General features: G+C 61.6%; 1 protein-coding gene. It reads left to right on the plus strand.

All coding sequences use genetic code 11. The annotated features are described in order from the left end of the window. Positions 1 to 364: 364 nt before the first annotated feature. Positions 365 to 619: a DUF1488 family protein gene (locus tag ACSFA3_RS25350; protein WP_435472700.1), complete on the plus strand. Its 255-nt coding sequence runs from the start codon at positions 365 to 367 to the stop codon at positions 617 to 619. Positions 620 to 672: the final 53 nt, after the last annotated feature.

Consider the following 672-nt stretch of genomic DNA (forward strand, 5'->3'; position numbering starts at 1 on the left):
GACGAAGGCGAACTGCACGCCCTGCATAACCAGCCCGAAGCCGCCGAAGAAGCGCTTGACCTCGATCGCGCCCATCGCATGCAGCGACTCGGCCAATTCGAGCGCACGCTCTCGCGACGGTTCGGACTTTGTTGGTACGGCGGTTCCTTTCATGCGGTTCATGTGTAAAGGGTCTCCTCGCGGTAGGCCCAGACTTCTTCCAACGAACTCATCGGCTTCTCCTTCTCCTGTGCATGGTCATGCCGGCGAAAGCATAAGCGTGAGACCGGACAGACGCCACCGGCATTAAGGACTAGAGTGCCCCACGCGGATGTCTTTCTGCGCATCACCGAAAGGACTCCCATGACACACACCAGGCCTTGCGATGGCTGACGCCCCCTTCTTTCACGACGCTTCGGGCACGGTGCGCTTTTCGGTGACGGTGGAGGGCCACGACGTGAACGCGAGCATCGGAAGGGAAACCCTGCGCTATCACTACCGCACCGGCGAAGACGCCGACCCACTGAACACCTACGGCCTTCATGCCGAGGAAATCGATGCGGCCGTGCGGCGCCGTCTGGCACAGGGCTCGATGGAGCCCGTGATGCTGCGAGAAAACGACCTCAAGGCTCCCGCCTAGGGCCTCAACCCTTTCGCTTGAGCACGATCCCGCGGATCGTTTCGAGCAGCAGC

The sequence above is a fragment of the Variovorax glucosi genome (assembly GCF_051216695.1).
Lineage (GTDB): Bacteria > Pseudomonadota > Gammaproteobacteria > Burkholderiales > Burkholderiaceae_C > Variovorax.

Excerpts from the sequence above, each read along its gene's own strand:
- ACSFA3_RS25350 (WP_435472700.1), top strand. The coding sequence starts at position 365 with ATGGCTGACGCCCCCTTCTTTCACGACGCTTCGGGCACGGTGCGCTTT.